Raw genomic sequence first — 20,146 nt, forward strand, 5'->3', positions numbered from 1 at the left:
TCACATCTGCCGCCGCGCCAGCCGCGCGAACAGCCCCTGCTCCTCGGTGAGCAGCTCGTCGTAGGTGCCCTGCTGGACGATGCGCCCGCCGTCGAGCACCAGGATCTTGTCGGCGTCCCGGACGGTGGACAGCCGGTGGGCGATGACCACGCGCGTGGCGTTGAGCCGCCGGGTGCTCTCGGCGATGACGTTCTGGGCGGGGTTGTCCAGGGCGCTGGTCGCCTCGTCGAAGAAGACGATGCGGGGCCGCGAGACCAGCGCCCTGGCGATCATGATGCGCTGCCGCTGACCGCCGGAGAGCGTGTTCGTGCCCTCCGACAGGACGGTGTGCATGCCCATCGGCATGGCCGTGATGTCGTCGGCGATGCCGGCCATCGCCGCCGCCTCCCAGGCGTCGTCGATGGTGTGGTTCGTGCTGCCGACGATGTTCTGCCTGATGTCGCCGGCCAGCAGCGCGCCGTTCTGCAGCACCACGCCGCACTGCCGGCGCACCGCGCCGAGGTCCAGCTCGCCCAGGTCCTGGCCGTCGTACAGGACCGAGCCGACGTCGGGCTGCTCGAAGCCGAGCAGCAGGCGCAGGATCGTGGACTTCCCGCTGCCGGTCGGGCCCACGATCGCGACGAACTCGCCGGGCTCGATCGACAGGTCGATGTCGGTGAGCACCGCGGGGCCGTCCTCGCCGTAGCGGAAGGACACCCGCGACAGGCTGACGCGGCCCGACAGGTCGCCGGGATCGGCCTTGCCCGCGTGGTCCTCCGGCTCGGCCTCCAGCACCGGCGCCAGCTTCTCCAGCATCGGCACGACGCCCATGGCCGTGATGGCCGCCCCGGTGAACTGCAACACCGAGGCGATGAGCAGGCTGAACGCGGCGAAGAAGGCCAGGAACGCGCTGATCGGGAGCTGCCCGCGCAGCGGCCCGGCGGCCACGGCGAAGATCACGACCGAGCAGACCAGCGGGAACCCGGCGTTGAAGGTGGTCACCACGTTCTGCAGCCGCCGGGCCGCGGCCGAGGTGGTCCTGGTGGCCATGAAGTCACGCGTCCACACGCCGAACGCCTGGTCCTCCGCGGCCGCCACGCGCAGCTTGGGCACCGCCGACAGCAGCTGGAACACCCGCGAGGACAGCCGCTGCTCCTGCTCGTACAGGCGGCGTTGCAGGCGCACCTCGAAGAAGCCGGCGACCGCGCACACCAGCACGCCGGCCAGCACCAGCAGGGTCGCCAGCAGCGCCAGGCCGACGTCGTAGAAGTACACCAGCGCCAGGTTGGCCAGCCCGCCGAACAGCCCGAGCGTCGCCGTCGTCATCACGCCCGACAGCGTCTCCTGCGCCGCGCTCACGCCCAGCACGGTCGTGCCCAGCTCGCCGGTGGAGTACCGGCCGAAGAACGTGACGGGCAGCGACAGCAGCCGGGTCCACGCGCCCGCCTGCACCCGGGCCGACGAACGGCCCTCGATGCGCAGGGCCGCGACGTTCTGCACGATCGACAGCGCCCCCGCCACCAGCGCGCCGCCGATCACCAGCGCCGCGCCCTGCACGATGAGGTCGCGCTCGGCCCGCTGCACGAAGGTCCCCAGCACCAGCCCGGTCATCGCGGGCACCAGCAGGCCGATGACCGCCACCAGCGTGCCCAGGGAGGCCAGCACCCACAGGTCGCGGCCGTTGCGGGCCAGGCCGAAGCGCAGCAGCCCGGCCACGGTCCGCACCTCGCGCGGCAGCGGCTGGTACAGCACCTCGGCCTTGGCGCTCAGCGTGGTGGCCACCGCCTTGGTGATCGGCGTGACCCGGCTGTGGCCCGGCTGGGCCACCACGTACCGCGAGCCGATCGGCAGCAGGGCCACCGGCGTCCCGTCGTCGGACCGGTAGCCCACCATGGGCCCGATGTCATGTTTCCACCAGCCGTCGTCCAGCCGGACCGAGCGCGTGCGCACCCCGGAGGCCAGCGCGACGGCCTGCAGCGGATCGGCCCCCCGGGCCTGGCCGGGCGGCGGCGCGGTCACGGTGAACCCGCCGTGCGAGGCCACCAGCCTGGCCGCGGCCAGCGCCGGCGGGTCGGCGGTGACGTCGGCCAGGCGCACCTTGGCCTCGGTGTCGCGGACCAGCGTGTCGAAGCCGCGGCGGGCCGCCCGGGTCGTGCCGGCCTCGCGTTCCTTGCGCCGCCGCAACGCCTCCAGCTCCTGGGCCCGCCGCCGCTCGACCCGGCGGTCCACGGTGTAGAGGAACCGGATGGCGTGCTCGACCCAGCGGGCCCAGATCGTCTCGTCGGCCAGCAACTGCCAGGTCGAACGGGCGCGCAGCCGGGCGGGCGCGTCGGCGACCAGCCAGTCCCGCTCGGTCACCGCCAGCTCGGCGCCCGCGGTCAGCACGCCGGCCACCCCGTCGGGCATCTCGACCGCGCCCGCCTCGACGGTCATCCACCGCACGCCGTCCACCGACCGGGCGGCGCGCCCGGCGGGCAGCTCGGTCACCGCGTCGGGCAGCAGCGGGACGAACTCGCGTGGCGGCAGCGCGTCGCGCAGGGCGGTGGCCAGCGCGATCATCCCCGCCTCCAGCCCGCGGACGAACTGCCGGACGGCCAGCCCGTACTCGGCGGTGGACATCGTCGCCGACCGGTTGGTGCCCGACAGCTCGCCCAGCCTGGCCAGCGGCAGGCGCGACACGCGGGTGCCGAGCACCGGACGGCCCACGATGCCGTGCCTGGGCCCCTTGGGCGAGCCCGGCAGCAGCGTGCCCTGCCGGACCCGGCACAGGTAGTGCCACCGGCCGACCGGACGGCCGCCCTCCAGCCGCACCGCGAACAGGTCGACCGCGCCCTCCTCCACCAGCAGCACCTCGCGCACGCCCGACACCACGAACAGGTTCTCCGCCGAGTAGTCCACCGGCGTGGCGGCGTCGGTGAAGAACGGGGAGAAACCGGCCACCTTCAGCACTGCGTCATCCTCCGTGTCATCCGCCGTCGCCGTTCTTGCGCGAGCTTCTGAGCAGCTCGGCGTAGTGGCCGTCGAGCGCCAGCAGCTCGGCGTGCCTGCCGCGTTCGACCACCTCGCCGCGGTCGAGCACGATGATCTCGTCGGCGTCGCGCACGGTGGACAGCCGGTGCGCGATGATCAGACAGCCGCAGCCGCGCCGGCGCAGGTTGTCGGCGATGGTCCGCTCGGTCTCCGGGTCCAGGGCGCTGGTCGCCTCGTCCAGGATCAGCAGCGTGGGCTGGATCGACAGGGCGCGCGCCAGCTCCAGCCGCTGCCGCTGGCCGCCGCTGAGGTTCCTGCCGCCCTCCAGCACCCGGCTGTTGAGGCCGCCGGGCCGGGCGGCGATCAGGTCGAACAGCGCCGCGTCGCGCAGCGCCGAGACCGCCACCTCGTCGGGCACGTCGTCGCTCCACAGTGTCAGGTTGTCGCGCACGGTGCCCTCGAACAGGGTGATGTCCTGGTCCACGTAGGCGACGGAGGAGGCCACGACGGCCCGCGGCAGGTCGTCGCGCGGCCGGTCGTCCAGCAGCACCTGGCCGGAGGTCGGCGCGTACAGGCCGGCGGCCAGCTTGCCGGCGGTGGACTTGCCGCTGCCGGAGTTGCCGACGATCGCCACCCGGCGGCCCGGCACCACGGTGAACGACAGGTTCCTGATGACGGGGGCGGCGAGCGCGTTGTAGCCGAAGGTCACGTCGGCGAACTCCAGCCGCCCGTCCAGGCGCCCGCCGGGGTCGGCCTGCTCCCCGCCGGCGGCGGCCCGCTCGAACGTCCTGGCCATCGGGTACTTCTCGACGTCGTACAGGCGGCAGATGTCGGCCGAGATGTCCTGCAGCTGGCCGCCCAGGTTGGTGAGCTGGGTGACCGGCCTGGACAGGGCGTTGAGCAGCGTCTGGAACGCCACCAGCATGCCGACGCTGATCACCCCGTCCACCACCCGCAGCCCGCCGATCAGCAGGATCAGCCCGCTGTTGATCCCGGCCAGCAGCGGCGGCACGACGGTCAGCGTCGCCGTGGCCACGCCCAGCCGCTGCTTGGCGGTGACCGCCTTGGCCAGGAACCCGGCCCAGCGCTGGAACGCCGTCGGCTCGGCCCCCGTCGCCTTGACGGTCTCCACGAGCTGCAGCGTGTTGAACGTGGTGGAGGTCAGGTTCCCCAGGTCGGCCCGCAGCGCCGCCACCGCGTCCGTCCGCGCCCGCGACACCTGGCGCAGCACCAGGATGTTCAGCAGCGCCATCGACACCCCGACCAGCCCGAGCAGCACGTCGTAGCGGATGAGCACGGCCGCGTAGAACAGCACCAGGACGAGGTTCACCAGCGTGACGGCCAGGTCCCGGGAGAGGATCTCGGCCACGCCGTCGTTGGCCTGCACCCGCTTGGCCACCTCGGCCGGACGGCGCTGGAGGAAGAACTCCACCGGCAGCCGCAGCAGATGGCGGAAGAACCGGGCCGAGCTGACCAGGCCGAGCCGGATCTCCAGCCGCAGCAGGTAGTGCCGCTGCACCGAGGTCAGCACGAACACCACGACCGCGGTGACCCCCATCGCGAACAGCAGCGGCACCAGGTAGCCCGGGTCGCGCCCGGTCAGGATCCGGTCGATGAACACCCGGCTGAACGCCGGCCCGATGATGCCCGGCACGACCAGCAGCAGGCTGGCCAGCAGCACCAGCGGGAGCGCGCGGCCCGACGGCATCCGCCGGGCCAGCAGGGCCTGCCCGACCCGGGTGGGCCGGCCGCCGGGCCGGAAGTCAGGACCCGGCTCGAACGTCAGGACCACGCCGGTGAAGCCGGAGTCGAAGTCGTCCCAGTCGATCATCCGGGGGCCGCCCGCCGGGTCGTTGACCGCGACGGCCTTCCTGCCGAACCGGCTGCGCACCCCCTCCAGGACCATGAAGTGCTGGAACGCCCAGAACACGATGGCCGGCTCGGTCAGCGAGCGCAGGTCCTCGGCCTCCATCTGGAAGCCCCTGGCGATCAGCCCGTAGCGGCGGGCGGCGGCCACCACGCTGGAGGCCTTGGCGCCGTCGCGGGAGACGCCGCAGGCCGAGCGGAGCTCCTCCAGCGGCACGAACTTGCCGTGGTAGCCGAGGACCATCGCCAGCGAGGCGGCCCCGCACTCCACGGCCTCCATCTGGATCACCGTCGGCGTGCGCCGCCGCCACCTCCACCGCCGCCGCCGTACGGGGGCCGCCGGGGGAGCGGGCGCGGCGGGCTGCGCGGGGGCCTGGTCCGCATGCCCCTGCTCGGGGACGCCGGTGGTGGTCACACGTCCCTCCCGGGGGCGCTGGTCGTGGTCACGCATCCCTCCTTCGGCCGGGCGGCGGTGTTCACGCGGTCCACCTCAGCGCCCGAGCAGCAGGTCGAACAGCGTCTGGCTGCCCAGCCCGATCGCGCCGCTGACGGAGACCTGCGACTGCAGGCCCACCGGCGGCCCCTTCCTGGTCGACCAGGCGTAGCCGGACGGCGTGCCGGCATCGCGCACCAGGTCCACGATCACCAGCCTGGACGGCGTGTTCCGCAGGTAGCCGCGCGCCGGGTCCTCGCCGCCCACCAGGTCGGCGGCCTGCTCGGTCATCACGGGGTAGGCGCTGACCGACGCGACCCGGCCGCGCAGCAGCCCGTACGCGCCGGGCGGCGCCGAGGAGACCGACAGATCGACCGGCTTGCCCGGCACCACGCCCATCGCCCGGTCGACCGGCACGAACAACATCGCCACCAGCCGGTCGCCCGGCGCGTCCGTACGCTCGATGAGCAGCAGCTCCTCGCCCTCCCTGACCACGTGCCCCGGCACGGCGGAGCCGGCGACCACCCGCCCGCTGAACGGGCTGCGCACCACCTGCTCCGACCCGCCGTCGGCGGCGATGACCGCCACCGCCTGGCCCTCCCGCACCGCCTCGGCCGGCTGGACGAGCATCGAGCGCACCGTCCCGCCGTACGGGCTCTGCAGCCGCGCCGTGCCGCCGGGATGGGTCAGCAGCCCCACCGCGGGCACCGTGACCGGCAGCCGCCCGGCGAAGAACCACACCCCCGCGGCCACCACGATGATCAGCACCACGAACGTGGCGATCCACCCGCGCGGGGAGGCCAGCAGCGTCGGCGAGTCCAGCTCGTCGGGCTCCCGCATGCGCTGCAACGCCTTGAACCGGAACTTCATCACGCCGTCCCCTGGAAGCGGCCGTCGGGCCGCCGTCGTGCCGTCATGTGCGTCACCGCCGGCTGCCGACGATCAGCTCGCCGACGCTGCCCTCGGTCAGGTAGTCCAGGCCGCTGGCCAGCGCGAAGTCGGCGGCGTCCCCGCCGCCCAGCGCGCACACGGCCAGGTCCATGGCCGTGCCGGCCAGGTAGAGCGTCTGGTAGAGCACGCCCACGTGCTTGAGGACCAGCGAGTAGCCGATCGTCTCGTACTTCCACATCACCCGGCCGAAGCGGGCGGTGACGGTCAGCACCACCTGCGGGTCGCCGGTGAGCTGGGCCGCCGACCTGGCCCGCTCGACCAGCGCCCGCACGGCGGGCGTGGGCGGCGAGACCAGCTCCAGGGCGTGCCCGGCGGTGTCGTAGTGCCACAGCCCCGGCTCGGCCCCCTGGCAGGACACGATCAGCGGATAGACCTCCAGCTCGTGCACCGAGCCGCCGGAGGGGTAGGGCCGGTCGGCCAGCTCCTGGCCGTCCGGCGAGGTGAACACGGCCCGCCGCCGCATCGTCCGGTAGAGCAGCTCGCCGAGCTGGGCCAGCGTGATGGGCGCGGCCGGGTCGTGCTCGCGCAGGGAGCGGCGGCGTTCCAGCGTGTCGGTCAGACTGGGGTCGGTCTTGGCCAGCAGCTCCAGGTCGGGGCGGGGCAGCTCGATCCGCTCGCCGGTGAACGGCGGGGGATCGGCGGGCACCGGGTCGAAGCGGGGGGTGAAGGCGTACGTGCCGCCGTAGCGGCCGGTCCAGCGCGGGCCGCGGCTGTGGGCGTGCAGCCACAGGTCGCGCGGGTGCCACTGGGCCTGGCGCAGGTCGTCGTCCTCGGGGCCGGTGGCCAGCACGCCCGCCGCCGCCAGGAACCGCAGCGCCTGCCCCCACCCCTGGTTCCCCTCCCGGCCGCCGTCCGTCAGGTCCGCCGGGGTCGTCCAGGACGCCAGCGCGCCGAGCAGCCCGCAGGCGGCCGGCGACAGCTCGACCACCGCCGGGCTGCGCGGGGAGCGCACGGTCAGCACGCCCTCCCCGGCGGTGACGACGGCGAAGCGCGACAGCCTGATCGGCGTGTCCGCCGCCGGCGCGGGCGCGGGCTCCACGCTCCCGGCGCCGACCGGGCGCAGCCGGGCCCCCGCCGCGGCGTACTCCAGCAGGCCGGCTCCGGACAGGCGGCGTACCAGCAGGTTCCAGCGCAGCAGCCCGGCCTCGCCCACCGTCGCCGCCAGGGCGGTCTCGCCGGCGTCGCCGCCGGCCAGGATCCGCAGGGCGGCCGTGGTCCCGGCGTCGAGCCCGCGCAGGCCGAGCGAGCCGGCCGGCGCGGAGATGCGCACCTGCCCGTCCGCCTCGGTCAGCTCCGCGTCCCGCCGCAGCCGCAGCTTGGTCTCGTCCATGGCCCGCTCCTCTCCGTCACGCAGGGGCCTCGCGAACCGGTCAGAAGAAGACGCTGGTCGGGTTGAGCTCGTCCTCGGCGCGGGGCTCGGGGATCCAGCCGAGCGAGACCGGCACGTCGTACAGCCGGCCGGGGCCGAGCCGCCGCCAGAAGTGCCGCATGCCGGGCGCGATCACCCGGACCACGCTGAGCTCGAGGTCCGGGCGGCTCTGGTCGAGCGCGATGACCTCGATCCCGGCCGCGGCGGCCCTGGCCACGCAGGTCTGCACGTCACCGGCCAGGTCGCCGCCGTCCGAGCGGGCGTAGTCGGCCAGGGTGCGGGGACGCGCGGCGGGGTCGGGCACCAGCCACGGCTCCTCGGCCAGCTTGGTCTCCTTCCACCAGGCCAGCGTGGCGACGTCGTCGTCGAGGTAGAGCGTCTCGCCGTGCTCGTCGCGCCGCTCCACCGAGGGCAGGAACTGGTTGACCTCGGTCAGCGTCCTGATGGCGGCGATCCGCGGGTCGAGGTGCGCGCCGAACCCGACGATGACGTCCTCCACCGGGTGCCCCAGCCGGTGCGAGACCCCGACGAACGCCGGGATGCCGAGGTCGGTCGTGATGTCCAGCAGCCACAGGTCGCGGTCCATGCCGCGGTAGAACTCGCGCACGGTGTCGACGTACGGGTCGCGCAGCGAGTCCAGGTCGAAGGCCGGCCGCCGGGCCCGGTTGTACCACCACAGGGCCACCGCGTCGCGCTCGACCAGCTCGCAGAAGCCCTGCAGGACGGCCTCCTCGATCGAGTTGCCCGAGGCGTTGCCGTTGGAGTCGCCCACGCAGTAGAAGTGGCGCTCCAGGTCGGGGTGGCCGTACCAGGCGTAGCCGGAGGGCACCAGCCGCTCCCGCTCCTCGGTCAGGGACCAGGCGGGCGACCAGTCGACCGGCAGGTCCGTGCGGAACCGCTCGGGCACCAGGTGCAGCCGGTGCGCGGGGTCCTTGTTCCACTCCTCGCGGCCGGCGTACTGGGCGTCGGAGAAGTGCAGCAGCGACTCCGGGTGGACGGCCACCGCCGGGTCGAGGTCGGCGTAGGCGGCCTCGGTGACCGGCTCCTCGCCGCGCCAGACCCCCGAGTAGCGCTCGATGGCCTCGCACAGCGCGCTCACCCTGGCCTGCACCTCGGTCCGGCCCTTGCCGCCGCTCTGCCCCCGCAGGTTGCGCCGCAGCAGGTCCATGTTGTCGCCGATCATGGCGAAGTTGTGGCCCGCGGTGAAGCTGTAGGTGACGCCGTTGTCCTGCTCGGCGAAGGTGTGCAGCCGGGTGACCGCGCCGATCAGCGGGCTGATGTGCTTCTCCAGCCGGGCGTACGTACGCGCGGGCGGCTCGATGCGGTAGCCGCCGTCGGTGACGTGCCGGGCGCTGCGCGCCGACAGCGCGACCTTGGGGCTGCGCTGGCTGATCAGCGTGGGATCGCCGCAGGCCGGGCACTGCGGCAGCCGGACCAGGGTGTGCTCCATGACGCCGAGCGTGCGCAGGTCGACGGTGGTCATCCGGCCCTCCAGCCGCGAGGAGGCCGCCCCCGCGGCGATCCGCGCCAGCTCCACGGCCAGCAGCCCGCCCGCCACGGCCGGACCGGCGGGCGCCGACTCCCGCGCCGGGTGGAAGGGCACCCCGCCGCCGCGCTTGCCCGCCAGGTACCGTTCGACCTGCCGGTTCCCGGCCAGCCGCTGCGCCAGGCAGGCCCAGCAGCCGGTACGTCCCGGCTGCAGCACCGGGCCGACCCAGAGCGTGATCCCGCCCGGTTTCACCAGCGCCCACGGGTGCCCGGCGGCCAGGTAGGCGGCGTTGAGCCGGTCGAGCGCCGGGTCGAGGTAGTCGCCGGCCACGACGACCGACATCGTCCCTCCGGGCTCGGCGGCCGCCTCCTCCACGCTGGCCGTACGCATACGTAATCCGTGCTCGCGCAGCACCGGGAGCAGCGGCGCGGCGTCGGCCCCCGCGCAGGCCACGACGGTGAATTCGGCGTGGGAGAGCGCGTCGTGGGCGTGGACCGGGTCAATTCCCTGCGCGTCCCAGAATGCCAGGGTGCTGTCCGGCCAATCCGGGCGGCCATTGGCGAGATGGCCGAATGCGGCGAATTTGCGAATGGCGATGAGCGTCTGCGGCAGCGGCACTTCGTCGCTCAGCGCGCTCGCGATCTCCGCGACGGTACGCCGTCCGTCCAGGTAGGGAAGGAGTTTCCCGGCCCCCGCCGACTGGACGAGGTAGTGCTGCCCCTCGGCCAGGAGAAACACCTTCGACCCGTCGATCACCTGGGGTGTGAAGTGCGCCTTGAGACGTGGGCGGTCCATGACCCTCCCCGTATCGGGTCCATATCGGTTGATCGCAGAGTCGCATCGGGCCGGATCCGGTGTAAAGACGTAATTCCGGCGTACGCATTTCATCGGTACGACGGGGGAAAATACGTATTGGTCCGTCAGGAATGCGCATGCGCCCCGGCGTGGGCCGGCTGTTGAACCTGGTGCCAATAGTCCGGATTAGTCGGATTCGTGCGCCTAGGTATTGACAGCCCGCCCGCCTGAGGCGGCATGATCCTGGTGGACAGTTTCAGGGGGGCCGAACTGTGGGGAGTGGCGATGTCTTCGGGACAGCCGCTGCTACACCGTGACGTCGAGACCGCCGCGATGCGGGAGGCGCTGTCGAGGGTCCGTGCCGGCGGCCCCTCCGTCCTGCTGATCCAGGGGTCCCGGGGCATGGGCAAGACGACCTTGCTCAACGCCGCGCTGGCGGCCAGGGGCGAGGTGGGGGCGCTGCTGCTGATGGCCCGGGGCCATCCCACCGAGCGCGACCACCCGTTCGGCGTGGTCCGCCAGCTCTTCGAACCGCTCATGACCGCCGGGCGCGCGCCGCCGTCCGGCGGGAGCTCCGTCGTCGGGCCCGACCTGGGCGGCGGGGACCTGGGCGGGGGGCTCGACCGGGGCCATCCCGTCACCCCCGACCTGCTGCACGGCCTCTACCGGGCCACCCGGTCCTTCACCGGCGACCGGCCGCTGATCATCGCCGTCGACGACGTGCACCACACCGATCCGCAGTCCTCCCAGTGGTGCTCCTACATCGCCCGGCGGCTCGACGGCCTGCCCATCGCGATGGTCCTCACCACCGCCGACACCACCGCCGACTCCGGCGGCCCCGACGACCTGGTCAGGGACCTGGCGGCGCTGCCGTACACGCGGCTGCTGCGGCCCGCGCCCCTGTGCGCCCAGTGCGCCGCCCGGCTCATGGAGTCCGTGCTCGGCGGCGGAAAGGAGACCGGGGACGAGATCGGCGAGGAGGTCGCCGCCGCCTGCCACCGGCTCACCCAGGGCAACCCGCTGCTGCTGCGGGAGCTGGCCGGGCGGCTCGGCCGGTCCGGCGTGCGCCCGGTGCGCGCCGAGCTGCCCCGGGTGCTGGAGATCGGCGCGCTGGCGCTGACCGAGACCGCGCTCGGCTGGTTGTCCGGCAGCGGCTCCGGCGTGGACGCCGCGGGCGTCGACCTGCTGCGCAGCCTGGCCATCGTCGCGCCCGAGGACGGCATGGAGGTCGCCTCCATGATCGCCGGGCACGGCCAGGACACCGCCAGGGCGGCGGGGGAGACGCTGCGCCGCGCCGGGCTGGTCACCGGCACGCCGCCCGACCGCTTCGCCCATCCGGGCATCCAGCAGGCCGTGCTGGCCGGGATGGACCCGGGCGAGCGCGACCGGCTGCACCGCCGTACCGCGTCGCTGCTGTACCGGCTGGGCGCGCCGCTGCGCCGCTCGGCCCGCCACCTGATGTCGGCCGGCCCGACCGGCGACCCGCTCACCGTCACCGTGCTGCGCGAGGCCGCCGGCGAGGCCGCCGCCAGGCACTCGTGGGAGGACGCGACCGGCTACCTGCACCGCGCGCTGGCCGAGACCGACGACCAGGACACCGTGCTGGAGGTCACCGCCGAGCTGGGCGCCGTGGAGAAGCACCGCGACCTGCCCGCCTGCCTGCGCCACCTGCGCACCGCCTACGGCCGGGTCAGGATGGCCCCGCACGCCCTGATGTCGCTGGCGCCGTTCGCCGACATCCTGGTCACCGCCAACTCCGCCGAGGCCGCCGAGGTCTTCGCCGGCGCGGCCGAGAGCGCCGCCGCCGCGCCCCAGTTCGGCGGCGCGGACCTGCTGCTCGTGTTCGCCGCCCAGGCGCTGCTGTGGGGCCGCTCGGCCGGACGGCTCGGCCTGCGCCGGCTCGGACGCTCCCTCGGCACGCTGGTCAGCCCGGCGGCCCGGGAGTTCCTCAGCGTGCTGGCCCTGGCCACCGGCGCGCGGGGCCGTAGCCTGCCGCGCACGCTCGCCCAGACCCGGCGCTGCCTCGACGGCCAGGGCCCGGTGCCGGCGGCCGCCGTGCTGCCGCTGGTGTGGGGCGACCGCCTCGACGAGGCCTCCTACTGGGCCGAACGCCTGGTCAGCGAGACCCAGGAGGCCGGCTCCGGCACCGGACTGGCGCTGGCGCTGCTGACCAGGGCCGAGGTGCGCTACCAGCTCGGCAGCCTGGCGGCCGGGCTGGCCGACGCCGAGGCCGCCGTCGTCAGCGCGCGCGAGTGCCAGGCCGAGGGCTTCCACGTGGCCGCCGCCGCCTGCGCCGCCCGGGTGCTGGTGGAGTTCGGCGACCTGGAGGCCGCGGAGTCGGCGCTGAAGTCCGTCGCCCCGTACGGCGACTGGCACCCGATGATCTCCGGACAGGCCCTCGACGCCCTGGGCCGCCTCCGGCTCGCCCAAGGCCGCCCGCGCGACGGCCTGCTGACCCTGCTGGAGTGCGGCCGCCGCCTGACCGCCGCCGGCATCACCAACCCCGCCTGCGTGCCCTGGGGCACGAACTCGATCCTGGCCTACGTCCTGTCCGGGGAGCGCTCGGCGGCCCGCATGGTGGCCGAACGGGAGCTGGAGCTGGCCCGCGCCTGGGGCGCGCCCACCGTCGTCGCCCGCGCGCTCAGCGCGGGCAGCCTCGCCCACGAGGGACGGGTCCGGCTCGACATGCTGCACGAGGCCGTCGCCCTGCTGGGCAACCGGGGCGCCCGGCTCGAACACGCCAGGGCCCTGCTGCGCCTCGGCATCGCCCAGCGCCAGGCCGGCGACGACGGCAAGGCCCACGAGACGCTGGCCCTGGCGCTGCGGCTGGCCGCCGACTGCGGCGCGGGCCGCCTGGCCGCCCTGGCCGACAAGCACCGCGCCGCCACCGCCCCGGCCCGCGCCGCCGCCCTCGTCCCCGGCCAGGACGACCACGTGCTGACCGTCGGCGAACGCCGGGTCACCGACCTGGTGCTGCGCGGGATGAGCAACCTGGAGGTGGCCACGACGCTGTCGATCAGCAAGCGCACCGTGGACACCCATCTTGCCCGCATCTACCGCAAGCTAGGCATCCACACCCGCGCCGAGCTCGCCGTCATCCTCACCGGCCTGTCCGACGACGACCCGCCCGCCGGCGAACCCGTGCCCACCGGCCCCCACGAATACCTGTGACCCCGGCCGTGCTCTTCCAAGAGATCAACCAGCTCGTCACCTACGACGAACGCCAGCGGATGGTCCCCCGCGACCGTGGCCTGCTCACCACGCTCGTCGACTCCGCCCGCGCCCGGGCCCCCGCCGATCACGGCACGCTGCGCGCGCTCGGGATCGGGCTGCTGGTTCTGGGCGAGTACGGCGACGCGATCCGCTGCCTCAGCCGTGCGCTCGACCTGGCGGACACGACCGGCAGGCGCATCGCCGCGTCGCTCAACCTGGCCGACGCCCATCGGTACGCAGGTGACGCGGCAGCCTCGGAGACCCTCTGCCGCGCGATGCTCACCCTTGCCAGGAACGAAGCACCCGAGATGGTGTGCTTCCCGCTCCAACACCTAGGCAAGACCCTTGCCGACCTGGGTCGCAAGGAGGAGGCCCGCGAGGTGCTCCTGGAGGCCCTGGCCCTGCGCACGGCCGGAGGCGACCCCGAGCTGATCGCCGGCACCCGGGCGGCCCTGCGATCACTCGACGCCGCCACCACCGGCGAAGACCCGACCCCTGATCGCCGTATGCCACTGGAGCGGCCGGGGGACGCGAGCGTGACGACGATCGAGCAGGAGCCGTCCAACCCCTGGCCGTGATCCGCCCGCTCGGCCTGCCCCCTCAGCCGAGCCGGTACAGCTCACCGCCGCCCTCGTCGGACGTGCCGCCGTACGCGCTCGCCGAAACCCTCGTGCCGTTCTTCCGCACCCATTGGGCGATGGCGGGGTCGCCGCTCATGGGGCCGCTCTGACCCGACCCGTTGATCACGATGTGGCGCAGTTCGCCCCTGCGGACGTACTCCTGCAGCCTGGCCACCGTCATCGCCGGGTCCTGCCCGGTGAAGCCGCCCATCGCGATCACCGGCTCGCCGGTCGACAGGATGATCGACGACGCCTGCTGGGCACTGACCACGGCGACCAGCCAGCGCGCACCGCCCCGGTTCCTGAGCAGGTAGCCGACCAGGTCGTCGCTCAACTCACCGGCCGGCCCGCCGACCACCAGCATGCCGCCCCGCCCCTGGGGCGGCGCCTGACCGTTCCCGGCCAGACCGTTCTGGGCCTGCGCCGCGTACGGCCCTGCCAGCGCGTTGCCGCTGGTGTTGCCGCCGCCGAACGCGGTCACCGCCGCGTACGCCCCCGGACCTGCCAGGGCCGCGACCAGCGTGAACGCCATCGACGCGACGACGATGCCGTGGCCCGGCGCCCACGGCAGCCGCGCGGCCACCAGCGCGAGCACCGCCAGCACGGTCGCCGCCACGATCACCCAGCGCAGCCATGGATTCCAGTCGGGCGTCCGGTTCAGCAGCGCGAACGACCACGCCCCTGTGACCGCGACGCCCACGGGCAGCACCCACGACCACCGGACCGGCCCCCGGTACGCCTCGTACAACAACACCCCGCCCACTCCGGCCAGTACGGCGATCGCGGGGGCCAGCGACGTGGTGTAGTACGGGTGGAACACGCCCTTGGCGAAGCTGAACGCCGCGCAGTACATCGCCAGCCAGCCGCCCCACAGCACCAGCCCGGCCCGGGCCAGGTCGGTGCGCGACCGCTTCCACAGCAGCACGACCCCCGCGATCAGCGCGAGCATGGCGAACGGCAGCAGCCAGGAGATCTGACCGCCGACCATGTCGTTGAACATGCGTCCCGCGCCCGGGGCGCCGCCGAAACCCCCGCCGCCACGGCCGCCGCCGGGCGTCTCCAGGCCGAAGATCCGGCCCAGGCCGTTGAAGCCGATGACGAGGTCACGCACGGTGCCGTCGATGCTGCCTCCGACGAACGGACGACTCCCGGACGGGGTCAGGTCGACCACCACCATCCACCAGGAACTCGACACCACCAGCACCGCACCCGCCGCCAGCAGATCCCGCACCCGGCGCAGCACGCCCGGCCGGGCCGCCACGAAATAGGCCAGCGCCAGCGCCGGGACGACCACGAACGCCTGCAGCATCTTGGTGTTGAACCCGCACCCCACGAACGCGGCCGAGGCCAGCAGCCAGCGCAGGCGTCCCGACCCGATCGCGCGCTGACACGACCACGCGGCCAGCACCAGCCACAGAACCAGCAGCGTGTCGGGATTGTTGTCGCGGTTGATGGCCACCGTGATCGGGGTCAGCGCCAGCACCCCGGCAGCGATCAGCGCCGCCGGAAACCCGGCCGCGCGCCGTACCGTGGCGTGCAGCACCGCGACGGCGGCCACCCCGGCCAGCACCTGCGGCAACATCAGGCTCCACGTCCCGAACCCCAGGACGCGGGCGAGCAGGCCCATCGCCCACAGCGCCATCGGAGGCTTGTCCACGGTGATGAACGACTCCGAGTCCAGGGCCCCGAAGAAGAACGCCTTCCAGCTCCCGGTGCCGCTCTTGACCGCCGCCGAGTAGTAGGAGTTGGCGTAGCCGGCCGACCACAGGTTCCACGCGTACAGCACGAAAGCCGCCGACAGCACGCCCCAGAGCGCCGGACGCGACCAGCGCGGATCTTCAGGCCCGCCCAAGGCCAGCCGGCGCAGCCACCCCCGAGCGGCATGCGAGCGGGGCCCGTCAGACGGGCCCGGCGGATTAGAGGACGTCAGTGAACGACGCACGCCGACGGTCATGCGACCTCGTCCTTCCGGGCCGTGCCGACGGTCGGATCGGCCGGGGCCGACCGGCATCCCAGGCGCCGTGGATGGAAGATCCAGGTGCGCATCAGCAGGAACCGCACCAGCGTCGCGACCCCGTTGGCGGTCACCAGCGCGGCGACCTCGACGGCCCGTGGCGCCCCGGGCGCCAGTGCGTGCAGCAGGGCCAGGCAGCCGGAGCTCAGCACGAGTCCGAGCAGGAACGCCAGACCGCCCTCCAGCTGCTGCCTGAACGCCCGTTCCCGGCCCGTCACCCCGAAGGTGAACCGGCGGTTGGCGGCGGTGTTGCCGACAGTGGTGATCAACAGCGAGACCGCGTTCGCCCACAGCGGCCCCGTCACCATGCGCAGCAGCACGAACAGCACCAGCTGAGCGATCGTGCTGAACACCCCGATGATCGCGAAAGTCGGCAGTTGCCGGGCCATCCCCGCCGGCAGCCGCGGCCGCGGCCGGCTCTCCACCGGGGCGTCGAACGCGCCGGTCAGCATGCGCCGCGCCACCCGGGCCATGCCCTTCACGTCATCCAGCGCGGTTCGCAGGACGTCCACGCGGCTGTCGGGGTCGTCGACCCAGTCCACCGGCACCTCGTGGATGCGCAGCCCGTTGCACTCGGCCAGCAGCAGCAACTCGGTGTCGAAGAACCACTTCTCGTCCTGCACCGACGGCAGCAACGCCCTGGCGATCACGGTCCGCGCGGCCTTGAAACCGCATTGGGCGTCGGTGAAGCGGGCCGCCAGCGTCGTGCGCAACAACACGTTGTAGCCCCGGGAGATCAGCTCCCGTTTCGGGCCGCGCACCACCGCCGACCCGCGCGTCAGCCGGGTCCCGATGGCCAGATCGCTGTGCCCGGAGATCAGCGGCGCCACCAGCGGGAAGAAGGCGTCCAGATCGGTGGACAGATCCACGTCCATGTAGGCGACCACGTCGGCGTCGCTGCGGCTCCACACATGCCGTAGCGCCCGTCCCCGGCCCTTCTGCTCCAGCCGTACTGCCCGGACCCCTTGCAGTTCGGTCTCCAGCTCCTGCGCGACCTGCCACGTCCCGTCGACGCTGGCGTTGTCGGCGATCGTGATCCGGAACCGGTAGGGGAACGTCTCTTCCAGATAGGTGTGCAGTCTGCGCACGCTGCACGCCAGCACATGTTGCTCGTTGTAGACCGGAATGGCGATCTCCACCATGCGATCCATGACCAACTCCTCGCTCGCTCGAAAGGCCTCTCAAGGGTGTGGCCGCAGAGTGGATCACCTGGCGGCTGCGCCGAGCCGGGCGCACGCGAACCCAGGGCAGGCGACGCCGTGTCCCCTCAGTGACTCGGCCGCCGGACCACTTCAGCCGCCCCCGCCGCCCCCGCCGCCGCCAGGCGTGCCTCCGGTGACAGCCTGTACCTCCCGCCCGGTCAGCTCCTGCAGCGTCCCGCTGTCGGTGTTGCTGAGGATGACACCGACCCAGCCGGTGTACGGGTAGATGTTCCAGCTGGCGCCGACACCGGGGTTGGCGCCGGCGCGCCCGTGCACCCACTGACCGCTGACGATGCGGACCGCCATGTGGTAGGCCCCGAACGACTGCGGCCCGTGAGGGAACTTGGGCGCGGTCAGTACCTCGGCGTAGGGCCGTTCCAGCACCGTGCCTTCGCTCAGGGCGTGCGCGAACCGGACCAGATCCGGTGCGGTGGCGAAGCCCCCGTCCCCGGGGACGTCGATGAAGCCGCGGCCCGGGTTCTTGCCCGGCGTGGACTGGTCCGAGCTGCTCTTGCCCAGGTTGCGGACGGCGTCCACCACGCTGCCGTCAGCCAGCCTCATGTGAGGGTGCGCGATGTGCGCGTCGGTGAGCCACTGCCGCCTGGTGTAGAACGCCGAGCCGGTCATGCCGCAGCGCTTGAAGATGTTCTCCTCGACGTAGTCCCAGTACGTCCTGCCGGTCACCGCCTCCACGATCAGCGCCGGGATGACGACCTCGGCGCCGGCGTGTTCGGTGGGGGTGCCGGGGGCGGCCACCAGCTTCGCCTTCCGGGCCCACCGCTCGTAGAACTCGTGCACCTCCTCCCGGCTCCGGAAGGTGCGCTGCGGGTCCTCCTCCGGGGTGTTCAGCCCGGAGGTGCCGGAGAGCAGGTGGTGGACGGTCACCCGCTCGGCGACGTCCTTGGCGTAGCCCGTCAGGTGGGTGCCCACCGTGTCCGACAGCTTCACCTTGCCCTGCTGCACCAGCTGCAGGATGGCCACCGCGCCGAACGGCTTGCCCGCCGAACTGAGGCTGAACGCGATGCCTTCGTGGTTGCGGATCCCCTTCTCCTTGTCCGCCATGCCGTAGCTGCGGGACAGCACCGTCCGGCCCCGGTGCGACAGCAGCACCACGCCGGAGAACCTGCCCTCCGCGGCCAGCTTCGCCACGTACCGGTCGTAGGCTCCGCCGGGACGGGTGTCCGGCGGGATGCCGGGGCCGGTCGCGGCCGGACGGTGCTGCCGGTTGCCGGGCGGGCCGCCCACCAGCGGCGCGCCGGCCGCCACCACGCCGGCCGCCGCGAGCCCGCTCCACCCGAGCAGCCGCCGCCGGCCGACGCCACCTACAGAGTCCATGATCACGGTCCTTTCCTGACGCCGAACCGACCGCCGCAGGTCTGACCGCGACCGCCGTCGGCAGCCGATCACCACCATGTGATCGGTGCCTCTACTGAAGACGGAGGACTGTTGCGGTGGCGTATGCGCTTTTCGATACGCCCGCGATACACCGAATCCGCCGAACTCGACCTGACCGGCGTCACCTCCACCACCGCCCGTGCCCCCGTCATGCCGTCGCGGTGGTGAAGCCGTCGAGCGGCAAAGGGCGCTGTAGCAAGGGGGCAAACCGCCCCCGACGGCGATCCCGGCGATGAAGAGAAACAGTGGCGTGGGCCGTCCTTCCGCTTCGGCAGAGCGCCCGGCAGCCATCCGGCAGGCCTCGTACCTCCGCGTGAGCCGTCCGATGGAGATCCGAAGCCGCTGGCCGGCCTGGAGATCCGAACTCCTGCTGCCTCGCCACATCGAAGAGGCCGTTCCCCGTCCGTACAGCCCCGGCGGTCCGACGGACGACCGCCGGTGGATGAGCGTGTGGAGCTGCGGGCGGGCTTTGCCCGGAAGGGCGAGACCCGGCCTGACTCCCGAAGTCGCCCATTCGCAGAGGTCATCTCCTCCGCCGGTAGGAGTTACGATCTCTGCTGTGAGCGGAGAGGCCTTGGATGAGCGCACCCGCGTAGGCAACGGTCTCGAAGTACTGATCGACCCGACAGTAGGGACCACTGACCTTCATCCGGCCTACGGGTATGCTCTCGACCTGCTGAACGCGCTGAACGAGGTCATCAAGGCGGTGAGAATCGCTCAGCAGATAAAGGATCGCGTGGGGGCACTCGAAGAACTCCCTGTCGAGGTGGACACCTTCAGCGCAGAGGTGATCGAGCTCCTTGAGTTGCTGGTCTATCGAGAGTCGGTCGGAGGGGTCTCCCGGGGAGGCGTCCACCTGCGTTCCGTCTCCATGAACTCGCCGCTCACGCTGGAACTGGTGACCACGGGTGCTGGGGGCGCGAGCGTGATCTCCGCGGTCGTGTATCTGTTCAGGAACCCGGACAAGATCGGCTCCTGGTTCCCCAAGCTGCAAGCCTCCTGGTACAACGGCCGCGTCGAAGCGGAGAAGGCCAGGACCGCATACGAGAAACTACGCAAGGCCCGTACCCAGATGCGGGAGTTGGAGGACTGATCAGACTCCGCCCGGCCATTTGCACAGGCCATGTTGACGACTCCCGCGAAAACCGTCCGCCCCTTCGATGACGTGCGCGGCGGCCGACGCACGGTGTGTCACGGAGTCGTCCGACGTCGGGACCGCGTTCTCCGGACGCCTCCAGGCGGGCATGTGCGCCGGAAGCGCGGCGATCGTTCCGCCCGGTGGGAGCGGGGTTCATCGAGGGTCGGCATGCAGCCGGCACCGGTGCCGGCAACCATGATCGGCCCGCAGCAACAAGAAGCCCCAGTCGTCCGGCGTTTGCCGTTCGCTGGGGCTTGACCGCTGTCCGGACCGGACCGAAACCCGGTCCGACTTCCGAAGAGCGTGGGTGGACGATACTGGGATTGAACCAGTGACCTCTTCCGTGTCAGGGAAGCGCTCTCCCGCTGAGCTAATCGTCCTTGTTGAGTTGTCACTCAGAGCGGAAGACGGGATTCGAACCCGCGACCCTCACCTTGGCAAGGTGATGCTCTACCACTGAGCCACTTCCGCATGGCGCACTTAACTTTACCGGACCCAGGAGAGTCCGTTGTACCACCGAGGTGGAGACGGGATTTGAACCCGTGTAGACGGCTTTGCAGGCCGCTGCCTCGCCTCTCGGCCACTCCACCAGGAGTTTGACTCCGAGCGGAAGACGGGATTCGAACCCGCGACCCTCACCTTGGCAAGGTGATGCTCTACCACTGAGCCACTTCCGCGTGAATCCCCCGCGAACTCGCGGGGCCACGGGAAA

Annotated in this window: 11 protein-coding genes and 4 tRNA genes; 3 read left to right on the forward strand and 12 right to left on the reverse strand. The window is 72.7% G+C overall.

The genetic code is table 11. The features are described from left to right. The 5 genes from AB0J46_RS32610 to AB0J46_RS32630 are packed head-to-tail and all read right to left on the reverse strand — an operon-like array spanning position 1 to position 9,852. Entirely contained in the window at positions 1 to 2,928 is a 2,928-nt protein-coding gene (locus AB0J46_RS32610) for an NHLP bacteriocin export ABC transporter permease/ATPase subunit (protein WP_364338008.1), read from the reverse strand. A 16-nt stretch (positions 2,929 to 2,944) separates the two neighbouring features. Next, on the reverse strand, positions 2,945 to 5,266 hold the full coding sequence (locus tag AB0J46_RS32615; RefSeq protein WP_364338009.1) for an NHLP family bacteriocin export ABC transporter peptidase/permease/ATPase subunit: 2,322 nt from the start codon (positions 5,264 to 5,266) through the stop codon (positions 2,945 to 2,947). Positions 5,267 to 5,305: 39 nt separating this feature from the next. Then, positions 5,306 to 6,118, reverse strand: a complete 813-nt coding sequence (locus tag AB0J46_RS32620) for an HlyD family efflux transporter periplasmic adaptor subunit (RefSeq protein WP_364338010.1) — start codon at positions 6,116 to 6,118, stop codon at positions 5,306 to 5,308. A 52-nt stretch (positions 6,119 to 6,170) separates the two neighbouring features. Next, complete coding sequence (locus AB0J46_RS32625) at positions 6,171 to 7,529, reverse strand: SagB family peptide dehydrogenase (protein ID WP_364338011.1); 1,359 nt, start codon at positions 7,527 to 7,529, stop codon at positions 6,171 to 6,173. Positions 7,530 to 7,569: 40 nt separating this feature from the next. Continuing rightward, positions 7,570 to 9,852 (reverse strand): TOMM precursor leader peptide-binding protein, encoded by a 2,283-nt coding sequence (locus tag AB0J46_RS32630; protein ID WP_364338012.1) that lies wholly within the window; start codon positions 9,850 to 9,852, stop codon positions 7,570 to 7,572. Between the two features lie 285 nt (positions 9,853 to 10,137). Between AB0J46_RS32630 and AB0J46_RS32635 the strand changes: the two genes are divergently transcribed. Then, positions 10,138 to 13,023, forward strand: coding sequence for an AAA family ATPase (locus AB0J46_RS32635; RefSeq protein WP_364338013.1), 2,886 nt, complete (start codon positions 10,138 to 10,140; stop codon positions 13,021 to 13,023). Positions 13,024 to 13,031: 8 nt separating this feature from the next. Next, the gene (locus AB0J46_RS32640; RefSeq protein WP_364338014.1) at positions 13,032 to 13,643 is read left to right on the forward strand and encodes a tetratricopeptide repeat protein; all 612 of its coding nucleotides are present in this window, start codon (positions 13,032 to 13,034) and stop codon (positions 13,641 to 13,643) included. A gap of 22 nt (positions 13,644 to 13,665) precedes the next feature. Here the strand turns inward: AB0J46_RS32640 and AB0J46_RS32645 are convergent, their stop codons facing one another. The 3 genes from AB0J46_RS32645 to AB0J46_RS32655 form a co-directional block, all read right to left on the reverse strand. Continuing rightward, positions 13,666 to 15,489 carry a glycosyltransferase family 39 protein gene (locus tag AB0J46_RS32645; protein ID WP_364338015.1) on the reverse strand — a complete coding sequence of 608 codons (1,824 nt, stop codon included), beginning with the start codon at positions 15,487 to 15,489 and terminating at the stop codon, positions 13,666 to 13,668. Between the two features lie 146 nt (positions 15,490 to 15,635). Then, positions 15,636 to 16,850 (reverse strand): bifunctional glycosyltransferase family 2/GtrA family protein, encoded by a 1,215-nt coding sequence (locus AB0J46_RS32650; RefSeq protein ID WP_364338016.1) that lies wholly within the window; start codon positions 16,848 to 16,850, stop codon positions 15,636 to 15,638. A 141-nt stretch (positions 16,851 to 16,991) separates the two neighbouring features. Continuing rightward, positions 16,992 to 18,236 carry a serine hydrolase domain-containing protein gene (locus AB0J46_RS32655; RefSeq protein WP_364338017.1) on the reverse strand — a complete coding sequence of 415 codons (1,245 nt, stop codon included), beginning with the start codon at positions 18,234 to 18,236 and terminating at the stop codon, positions 16,992 to 16,994. 619 nt (positions 18,237 to 18,855) lie between these two features. Here AB0J46_RS32655 and AB0J46_RS32660 point away from each other — a divergent pair. Further along, a complete protein-coding gene (locus tag AB0J46_RS32660) occupies positions 18,856 to 19,389 on the forward strand; it encodes a hypothetical protein (protein WP_364338018.1) in 534 nt (177 codons plus the stop codon). Between the two features lie 353 nt (positions 19,390 to 19,742). Here the strand turns inward: AB0J46_RS32660 and AB0J46_RS32665 are convergent. From AB0J46_RS32665 to AB0J46_RS32680, 4 genes are all read right to left on the reverse strand, one after another. Continuing rightward, a tRNA-Val gene (locus AB0J46_RS32665) sits at positions 19,743 to 19,814 on the reverse strand. A gap of 19 nt (positions 19,815 to 19,833) precedes the next feature. Continuing rightward, positions 19,834 to 19,905 (reverse strand) — tRNA-Gly (locus AB0J46_RS32670). Positions 19,906 to 19,953: 48 nt separating this feature from the next. Then, positions 19,954 to 20,024 (reverse strand) — tRNA-Cys (locus tag AB0J46_RS32675). 15 nt (positions 20,025 to 20,039) lie between these two features. Next, a tRNA-Gly gene (locus tag AB0J46_RS32680) sits at positions 20,040 to 20,111 on the reverse strand. Positions 20,112 to 20,146: the final 35 nt, after the last annotated feature.

Source organism: Nonomuraea sp. NPDC049758 (assembly GCF_040674635.1).
Classification (GTDB): domain Bacteria; phylum Actinomycetota; class Actinomycetes; order Streptosporangiales; family Streptosporangiaceae; genus Nonomuraea.

Bases quoted from the DNA above. Each gene is read 5' to 3' on its own strand.
- AB0J46_RS32615 (WP_364338009.1), bottom strand. From the start codon at position 5,266: ATGCGTGACCACGACCAGCGCCCCCGGGAGGGACGTGTGACCACCACC.
- AB0J46_RS32620 (WP_364338010.1), bottom strand. From the start codon at position 6,118: ATGAAGTTCCGGTTCAAGGCGTTGCAGCGCATGCGGGAGCCCGACGAG.
- AB0J46_RS32625 (WP_364338011.1), bottom strand. From the start codon at position 7,529: ATGGACGAGACCAAGCTGCGGCTGCGGCGGGACGCGGAGCTGACCGAG.
- AB0J46_RS32630 (WP_364338012.1), bottom strand. From the start codon at position 9,852: ATGGACCGCCCACGTCTCAAGGCGCACTTCACACCCCAGGTGATCGAC.
- AB0J46_RS32635 (WP_364338013.1), top strand. From the start codon at position 10,138: ATGTCTTCGGGACAGCCGCTGCTACACCGTGACGTCGAGACCGCCGCG.
- AB0J46_RS32650 (WP_364338016.1), bottom strand. From the start codon at position 16,850: ATGGATCGCATGGTGGAGATCGCCATTCCGGTCTACAACGAGCAACAT.
- AB0J46_RS32655 (WP_364338017.1), bottom strand. From the start codon at position 18,236: ATGGACTCTGTAGGTGGCGTCGGCCGGCGGCGGCTGCTCGGGTGGAGC.